Origin of the sequence: Bradyrhizobium sp., assembly GCF_035701725.1 — a bacterium.
Taxonomy (GTDB): Bacteria; Pseudomonadota; Alphaproteobacteria; order Rhizobiales; family Xanthobacteraceae; genus Bradyrhizobium.
Genome location: NZ_DASSRP010000364.1, coordinates 36,116 through 43,298, shown reverse-complemented (window position 1 = coordinate 43,298; position 7,183 = coordinate 36,116). Strand labels below are relative to the sequence as shown.

The following is a 7,183-nucleotide window of genomic DNA, read 5'->3' as shown; positions in this document are numbered from 1 at the left end:
TCTCCTCGCAGCACGTTAGATGGCACCGATCTATTTTCCGGGCCATGACGACATCGCTGATGTCACGACATGTTGCGTGTCAGCTAAGTCAGGCACCGCCGATCAATGCATCGACAAAGGTCGCAGCCGACTCCTTCAGTTGCTTGCGGCTATATCCGGCGCGCTCCATCACCGCCAACCCGCGCGTGAATGTCACGACGACGCGCGCGAGACGATTGGCTTCCGGCAAAGCCGGACCATCGGGCGCAGCATTGATTGCCTTGCCGACGGCCCGCTCGAGCTCGCCGAGCAGGTGTTGCACACGGCCGCGCACGGCTTCGCTCGCGATCCCCGCATTGAGTGCGGTGCGCGTGGTCAGGCAGCCGCGCGGCGGCGAGCCGCCGGTCATATTGACGATGGCGCTGTCGAGGAAATTCCGCAGTCTGGTGGCCACGTCGCCATTGGCCAGCAGGTTTTCGACCGAGGCCAGGAAATCGGCCGCATATCGGTCGAAGGCACGCAGGAAGATCGCTTCCTTGTCGCCATAGGCGTTGTACAAGCTGCCGCGTTGCACGCCGGTTGCCTCGGCAAGGTCCTGCATCGTCGCCTCGCCCAGCCCCTTGCGCCAGAACACGTTCAGCGCCAGCGCGATCACTTCCTGCTCGTCAAACTGACGCACGCCGACCATTTGGCTCACCCTTCTCCGCTCCAGCCATTATCGTCATTCTTGACACCAACGTCAAGTTTGACATTATCGTCAATAATGACACGGCTGATCAGGAGGCGCCATGACTTACCGTTTCGACCCCGATCGCATCTACCGGATGCCGACGCATTTCGGACCGGCGCCCGGCCCGCGCCAGATGCCTGACGGCGTCGCGGCGGATCCGAAGAAAAGCCCGCGCCGGCTTTCCGTCGCCGCAAGTTTCCTGACCGACGGCGCGCGGCTCGAGCGGCATTTGCCTGAAGGTTTTACGCTTGCGGGCGAGCCTGTCGTCACGGTCGAATGTCACCACATGACCGAGATCGACTGGCTGGCGGGGCGCGGCTACAGCATGATCTGGGTGAGTTGGCCGGCGAGCTTTCGCGGGCGGCAGGACCGCGCAAGCGGCCGCTTTCTTGCCGTGGTCTGGGAAAATCTGGCCGATCCCATCATCACCGGACGATGCGAGATCGGTCACCCCAAGCTTTACGCTGAGATATCGGAGCCGCGCACCTGCGATGGCGTACAAATCTGCAACGCCGGCTGGATGGGTTTTCGCTTTCTCGACATCGGCGTGTCGGACTTGCGCGACGCACCGCCGGCGGCCAAGGCGCCCGCCGATGGCACGCTGATGCTCAAATATGTGCCGCGCACCGGCACGTGGGGCGAGAGCGAATTGCAGCAGGTCACGTTGTCGCCGCCGGCCGACCCGGACCTGACGATCGAACGGCAGCAGAGCGGCACCGGCAGCGTGCGGTTTCACACGGCGACATGGTCGGATCTTCCGACCATGTATCATGTCGTCAATGCGCTTGCCGAATTGCCGGTGATCGAGCCACGCGGCGGATCGCTGACCATGTCCCGTGGCGGCAAGACCTATCGGGATCAGCGCGTACTGGTTTGAAGGTGCGGCCGATCGGCAACTGCCGCCGTGGGACGCGATCTCTCAAAGCTTCCAAGTGAGATCAGAATCAATTAACGGTTGTTTCGACGCATTCATATTGAAGTGCCCGATGAATCGCCACGAGCGCAGGGCCGCTGCCAAGGGCTCCAAGACCGCCCAGACCAGCTCGGCGGCAGCGACGCCGGCCGCACTCCATGAGGCCGGTCTTCGGCACTTGACTGCGGGCAACCTGCTCGAAGCCCAGGTCTGCTGCCAGAAGGCACTCGCGCTCGATGCGGAACACGCCGACACGCTGCACCTGACCGGGCTGCTCGCGCTGCAGTCGAAGCAGTACGATCACGCGGTCGAATGGATATCGCGCGCGATCCGCAAGCAGCCCAAGACGGATTATCTGACCAGCCTTGGCACTGCGCTTCAGAAACAGGGACGGCGGGACGACGCCATCGCGATCTTCGAGAAGGCAACCCAGCTCAAGCCAGACGATGCCGCCCTCTGGGGAAATCTCGGCAAGGCGCTGGCGGAGATGGGACGCCCGGAGCGCGCGCTCCAGAGCTGTCAACGCGCGCTCGCGCTCAAACCGGATCACTGGGGCGCCGCCGACCAATGCGCGACGATCCTGCTTGTCCTCGGGCGGGCGGAAGAAGCCCTGGCCTACATCGATCTTTGCGACAGCATAAGGCCCAACCGCGCTCCGACGCTGCAGAAGCGCGCCGCCGTGCTGTTTGGTCTCAACAAATTCAACGAAGGCCTGGCCGAAATCGAGCGCGCTTATGCGCTCGATCCCGCCAATGCCGAAATCTGCAACAATGTCGGGGTATTCCTCCGGCGGCTCGGCCGCGAGGAAGAGGCGCTGGCCTTTTTCGACAAGGCGCTTGCGATCCACCCGAATTTCGTCGGCGCGCTGCACAACAAGGCGTTCGCGCTGGCTCAGTTGCAGCGCTTCGCCGAAGCCATCGCCGTCTACGACGCGATCAAGGCGATCGAGCCCGACAACGCCGAAGCCGACATGTATGCCGCGCTCCTGCATCTATTGACCGGGAATTTAGAGCGTGGCTGGGCCGGCCGCGAAGCGCGGTCGAGGATTGCGAAACTCCAGATCACCCATTTCAACTCCCAGCAGCCGAGATGGCTCGGGCAGGAGCGCCTCGACGGCAAGACCATTGTTCTGCACACCGAGGAAGGGCTCGGCGATTCCATTCAATTCGCTCGCTACGCCCCGATGGTGGCCGCGCTTGGCGCGCGCGTCATTCTCGTCGTTCAGGATGCGTTGTGCCCGCTGCTGTCGGGGATGGACGGCATTTCGCAATGTCTGCCGACGTCAGCCACCGCGTTACCGGCATTCGACTACTATTGTCCCTTGTCCAGCCTGCCGCTCGCCTTTGCGACGAGCCTTGATACGATACCTGCAGCGAGGGCGTATCTGTCGGCGCCGTCCGACAGCCGGCGGATCTGGGAAGAGCGCCTCGGCCCACACGAGAAGCTGCGCGTCGGCCTGGTCTGGTCCGGCAATCCCGCGCACCTCAACGACTACAACAGGTCGATCCCCCTGAGTAAGCTTGCGACGATTCTCGATGTCGATGCGAGCTTCCTGAGCCTGCAGAAGGACCCGCGACCCGCGGACAGAGCAACGCTGCTCACGCGGCCGGAAATCATCGACCACACCGACCACCTCACCGATTTTGCCGAGACTGCGGCCCTGATTTCGTGCCTCGACCTTGTCGTTACGATCGACAGCAGCGTCGCGCATCTTGCGGGGGCTCTGGGCTGTCCGACCTGGATCCTGCTGCCCTATACGCCCGATTGGCGCTGGCTGCTCGACCGCGACGACAGCCCCTGGTATCCGAGCGTGCGCCTGTTTCGTCAGGACCAGACGCGCGACTATGCCAGCGTCGTCGCGCGGGTCAGGCGTGAGCTGATGGCATTGATCTCTGCAAGGCCGTGAGCGCGCTCACGCCACCTTTGTGGTTTCCTTGATCGAGGACTTGTAGCGCTGAAGCGCGAACGCCTTGTCGCTGGAAACGATCAGCGCTTCCAGGATGCGCGAAATCGTCTGGAAGTCTTCGCGGCTGAGCGGGCCAAACTCGACGTCGTTGATCTCCCGCTGATAGGGCGCGAGCTTGCGGAGCAGCGCCTTGCCCTTTTCAGTGATCGCGAGCGAAATCCGGCGACGGTCGACGCTGTCCTGGGTCTTCTCGATCAGGCCAAGGGTCTGCAACTTGCTGGTCACCGTGGTGACGAACGCGCCGCTCATGTGCAGGTGATCGGCGATGGTCTTGACGTTGACATCGCCGTCGAGCCCGAGATGCCCGATCGAGATCAGGATGGTGTATTCGACACCGGCAAGCCCGACCTGCCGCGCATGACCATCGCGGATGCTTTCATGCCGCGCCATGAAAGCGAAGATGTTGTGCACGAGCTTGCGAAAGTCGCGGTCGGTGCCGTCGTTGAGAAGCTCGGGCCGGGTCACGGTCAGCGGCAGACCGCCACGCGCGGTGTTCGGCTCGGTGCGGCGCGGCGTCTGACCTCGCTCGGCTTTGGCTTTTTGGCGCGACACGGGCGTTCTCCGTTTTGAAGAAGAATCAGTTCAAAAGGTCCAGGCGATGGATCATGTGACCACCGGCAGGATGTCGATATCGTAAGCATGCTTGAGCGTGCGGTGCAGGACGGGATCTTCCAGCTCGACCTCGAACCGGCTCGACGGGCGAATGCCGCCGATCGCAGCCAGCGTGCCGCAGAACATGATCGTGCCGTCCGAAAGAGCCGCGCCATAGCGCGCGATCAGATCGCCGGGCGTGCGCATGCCGGCAAGCGTGCCTTCCTGATAGATGACGCGGCGGCCGTCGATGGTGGCAAACGCGCGCAGCCGCAACTGATCCCAATGCGGAGTGACATCGTCGAGCAGCCAGAGCTCGCGCCCCACGGGTTTGCCACAAAGCTGTTTGGAGAGCGCGATCCCCATGGTTTCCGCCTTGCGGTCGGTGTGATCGGAGCCGACCGTCAGCCACAGTCTGCCGCCATGCGCAACCACCACCGGCTCGGCCTCGCCCGAAGTGTCGGGCCCGAGCACCTGAAGCCGCTCCGCCTGTGTTACGTTGAGCGTGCTGTTGCGATAGAATACCGGCACGGAAGACGACCGCGGCACGCCGATGGCGGCAAGCTCCTCGATGTGATGGCGCAACGCCGCCTCGTCGCGGCCGGTCCAGCCGGCCACGATCAGGTTCGCGACCTTGAAGCCGATCCGCTGCCCCTCGCTTTGCCGGGGCGCTGTGTGGAATTCGAGCATGCCTTCCATGTCTCCGCAAAAAACTTTGAAAACTAGCTAAGTTATGGAGTATATAACCCAAGGCTGCCCCGGAGACCAGCATGGACCCCCATAAATTCCGCAATGCCCTTGGCAAGTTTCCGACCGGCGTGATCGTGGCCACCGCGCGCATGCAATCCGGCGAACTGATCGGAATGACCATGAGCTCGTTCAATTCGGTCTCGCTCGATCCGCCGCTGATTCTGTTCAGCATTCATCGCAAGGCGCAGAGCTTTGCCGCCTGGCAGTCGATCGCGCACTACGCGGTCAACGTGCTCAATGAGGATCAGGAACAGGTGTCCAACCAGTTCGCGCGGCCGGGTAGCAACAAATGGGAAGGACTGACGATCCTCACCGGCAACAACGGCGCGCCGATGCTGCCGAACGCCGCTGTCGTGTTCGAATGCGCGCATCACGCCCGCTATGATGGCGGCGATCACGAGATCTTCGTCGGCCGCGTCGAGGCGCTGCACGAGCACGCCTTCACCGCCCAGCGCCCCCTCGTATTCTTCGAGGGCCGCTATCGCCAGCTTGCCAGCGCCGCGAACGCCCACACCCCGCCGCCGGAAGCGGAATTGCTGCACGGCTGGTGAGAATTTCTCGACGACAACCAAGGGAACGACCGTTATGGCGATCAACAAGGAACACAAGGAATTTCACGCGCTCGACATGTCGAGCGGCTGGGAGACGCCGGCCGGCTATCCCGCCGGCATTCAGCAGAAGATTCTCTCCGGCGCGCTCGACGAGACCAACAAGCGCGGCTCGCGCTCGCGCCTTCTGCGTTTCGCGCCGGGCGTCTACACCACCAAGCCGTTCGTGCATGACTATTGGGAAGAAGTGTACCTCGTCTCCGGCGATCTCACGGTCGGCAACGACGAACAGGGCAATGGCGGCGAATCCTTTGCGCCGAACACCTACGCCTCACGGCCGCCCGGCGCCTGGCACGGCCCGTTCAAGTCCGAAAAAGGCTGCCTGCTGTTCGAAATCCACTATTTCGACCCGGCGTGAACGCCACAAAGTCATTGCCGGCTTAGCCGTCGAAGTACGGCTATGCCCGGCCATGACGAATGGTGACAGTCGCCGCTCAATGCGCCGCGGCGGCAAAATCCTGCATCACGGTTGATTTCGCCACGCGCGCCTTGCGCGTGGTGGCGGGCGTGTTGCGGCTGCGGCCGACAAAGCGCGGCACGCCCGCGGTGACCACCGCGCCGATCGCGGCGATGTCGCCGTGCTTGATGGCATCAAGCGCATGATCCTGCGTGCCGCCATCGGGCGCATCGAGCAGCACGATGTCGGCCACATGGCCGGCTTTCAGGAAGCCAGCGTCCAGCCGATAGACTTTCGCGTTGTTGCCGCTCGCCGCGCAGATCGCCTGCTCCGGCGTCATCGCGGTCAAGCTCGCAAGATGCGCCATGGTGTAGAGAATGCCGAGCGGCATGATGCCGCTCCCGGTCGGCGTATCGGTCGCGATGATGAAGCGGTCGAACGCGTTCAATTCCAGCGCGAGCTTGCCGCATAGCAACGTGGTGCGCAGGTTGCCGGCGGTGCAGACCTGCAGCGCAATCTCGCTTTCGCGAATCACGCGCTCGAAATCGCGATCCGGCATCGCGGTCGGACCGCCATTGATGTGGAACGAGACGTGCGGATGGATCTTCAACAGATGATCGCCGGTGATCGCGCCGGACCCGGGAATCGATGAACCGCCGGTGTGGCAGGTGGTGATCAGGCCCGCCGCCTTGGCGCCCGCCACCAGCGGCGCGTAGTCATATGCGGTCTTCACCGCGCCGAAGCCGGCCTTGGCAAGGCCGATACCTTTCTTGGCGAGTTCGACGAAGTCTTCGTCCTTCAAGCCGGGCTCGAGGATGACCGAGCCCGCGATCACCCGCATGCCGCCCGGGCGATAGTCGGCGAAGCAGCGCTGCGCCGCAACCGCGAGCGCCTTGACGCCTTCCACATCGCGCGGCCGGCCCGGCACATGCACCTCGGACGCCGAGATCGATGTGGTGACCCCGCCATGCAGATAGCTTTCGAGATAGCCGACCGTGCGCTGGCGCGGCGTGTAGTCACCGAAGGTGATGTGCACATGGGAATCGATCAGGCCGGGAATCGCGGTCATGCCGCCGGCGTCGATCACCACGTCGCAGGCCTCGACCGCGGCGGCGCTCGCCGTACCGACGCTGACGAACTTGCCATCGTGCGCGATCACGGTGTCTCCTCCAACGAACGGGGCACGCCAGTCGCCGGAAACGATGGTGCGGAGGTTGGTGATCGCGACTTTCATGCGCCTTCTCCGCGG

The 7,183-nt window shown here is 63.5% G+C and carries 8 protein-coding genes; 4 read left to right on the top strand and 4 right to left on the bottom strand.

The features are described from left to right. Positions 1-88: 88 nt before the first annotated feature. Complete coding sequence (locus VFL62_RS21985) at positions 89-667, bottom strand: TetR/AcrR family transcriptional regulator (RefSeq protein ID WP_325174496.1); 579 nt, start codon at positions 665-667, stop codon at positions 89-91. Between the two features lie 100 nt (positions 668-767). Here VFL62_RS21985 and VFL62_RS21980 point away from each other — a divergent pair, with 100 nt between their 5' ends. Continuing rightward, the gene (locus VFL62_RS21980; protein ID WP_325174493.1) at positions 768-1,586 is read left to right on the top strand and encodes an acetoacetate decarboxylase family protein; all 819 of its coding nucleotides are present in this window, start codon (positions 768-770) and stop codon (positions 1,584-1,586) included. A 109-nt stretch (positions 1,587-1,695) separates the two neighbouring features. Next, entirely contained in the window at positions 1,696-3,528 is a 1,833-nt protein-coding gene (locus VFL62_RS21975; protein WP_325174492.1) for a tetratricopeptide repeat protein, read from the top strand. A 6-nt stretch (positions 3,529-3,534) separates the two neighbouring features. Here the strand turns inward: VFL62_RS21975 and VFL62_RS21970 are convergent, their stop codons facing one another. Both VFL62_RS21970 and VFL62_RS21965 read right to left on the bottom strand, forming a co-directional pair. Continuing rightward, positions 3,535-4,140, bottom strand: coding sequence for a MarR family winged helix-turn-helix transcriptional regulator (locus VFL62_RS21970; RefSeq protein WP_325174491.1), 606 nt, complete (start codon positions 4,138-4,140; stop codon positions 3,535-3,537). Between the two features lie 51 nt (positions 4,141-4,191). Next, positions 4,192-4,869: a DUF2848 domain-containing protein gene (locus VFL62_RS21965; protein WP_325174490.1), complete on the bottom strand. Its 678-nt coding sequence runs from the start codon at positions 4,867-4,869 to the stop codon at positions 4,192-4,194. An 80-nt stretch (positions 4,870-4,949) separates the two neighbouring features. Here VFL62_RS21965 and VFL62_RS21960 point away from each other — a divergent pair, with 80 nt between their 5' ends. Both VFL62_RS21960 and VFL62_RS21955 read left to right on the top strand, forming a co-directional pair. Then, entirely contained in the window at positions 4,950-5,480 is a 531-nt protein-coding gene (locus tag VFL62_RS21960) for a flavin reductase family protein (RefSeq protein ID WP_325174489.1), read from the top strand. A 34-nt stretch (positions 5,481-5,514) separates the two neighbouring features. Next, positions 5,515-5,895 (top strand): cupin domain-containing protein, encoded by a 381-nt coding sequence (locus VFL62_RS21955; protein ID WP_325174488.1) that lies wholly within the window; start codon positions 5,515-5,517, stop codon positions 5,893-5,895. Between the two features lie 76 nt (positions 5,896-5,971). Here VFL62_RS21955 and VFL62_RS21950 read toward each other — a convergent pair whose 3' ends face one another. Then, entirely contained in the window at positions 5,972-7,168 is a 1,197-nt protein-coding gene (locus VFL62_RS21950) for an amidohydrolase family protein (protein ID WP_325174487.1), read from the bottom strand. Between the last annotated feature and the right edge of the window lie 15 nt (positions 7,169-7,183).

What these genes read in the sequence shown, in the direction of transcription:
- VFL62_RS21985 (WP_325174496.1), bottom strand. Translation starts at nt 667, where the DNA reads ATGGTCGGCGTGCGTCAGTTTGACGAGCAGGAAGTGATCGCGCTGGCG.
- VFL62_RS21980 (WP_325174493.1), top strand. Translation starts at nt 768, where the DNA reads ATGACTTACCGTTTCGACCCCGATCGCATCTACCGGATGCCGACGCAT.
- VFL62_RS21975 (WP_325174492.1), top strand. Translation starts at nt 1,696, where the DNA reads ATGAATCGCCACGAGCGCAGGGCCGCTGCCAAGGGCTCCAAGACCGCC.
- VFL62_RS21965 (WP_325174490.1), bottom strand. Translation starts at nt 4,869, where the DNA reads ATGCTCGAATTCCACACAGCGCCCCGGCAAAGCGAGGGGCAGCGGATC.
- VFL62_RS21960 (WP_325174489.1), top strand. Translation starts at nt 4,950, where the DNA reads ATGGACCCCCATAAATTCCGCAATGCCCTTGGCAAGTTTCCGACCGGC.
- VFL62_RS21955 (WP_325174488.1), top strand. Translation starts at nt 5,515, where the DNA reads ATGGCGATCAACAAGGAACACAAGGAATTTCACGCGCTCGACATGTCG.
- VFL62_RS21950 (WP_325174487.1), bottom strand. Translation starts at nt 7,168, where the DNA reads ATGAAAGTCGCGATCACCAACCTCCGCACCATCGTTTCCGGCGACTGG.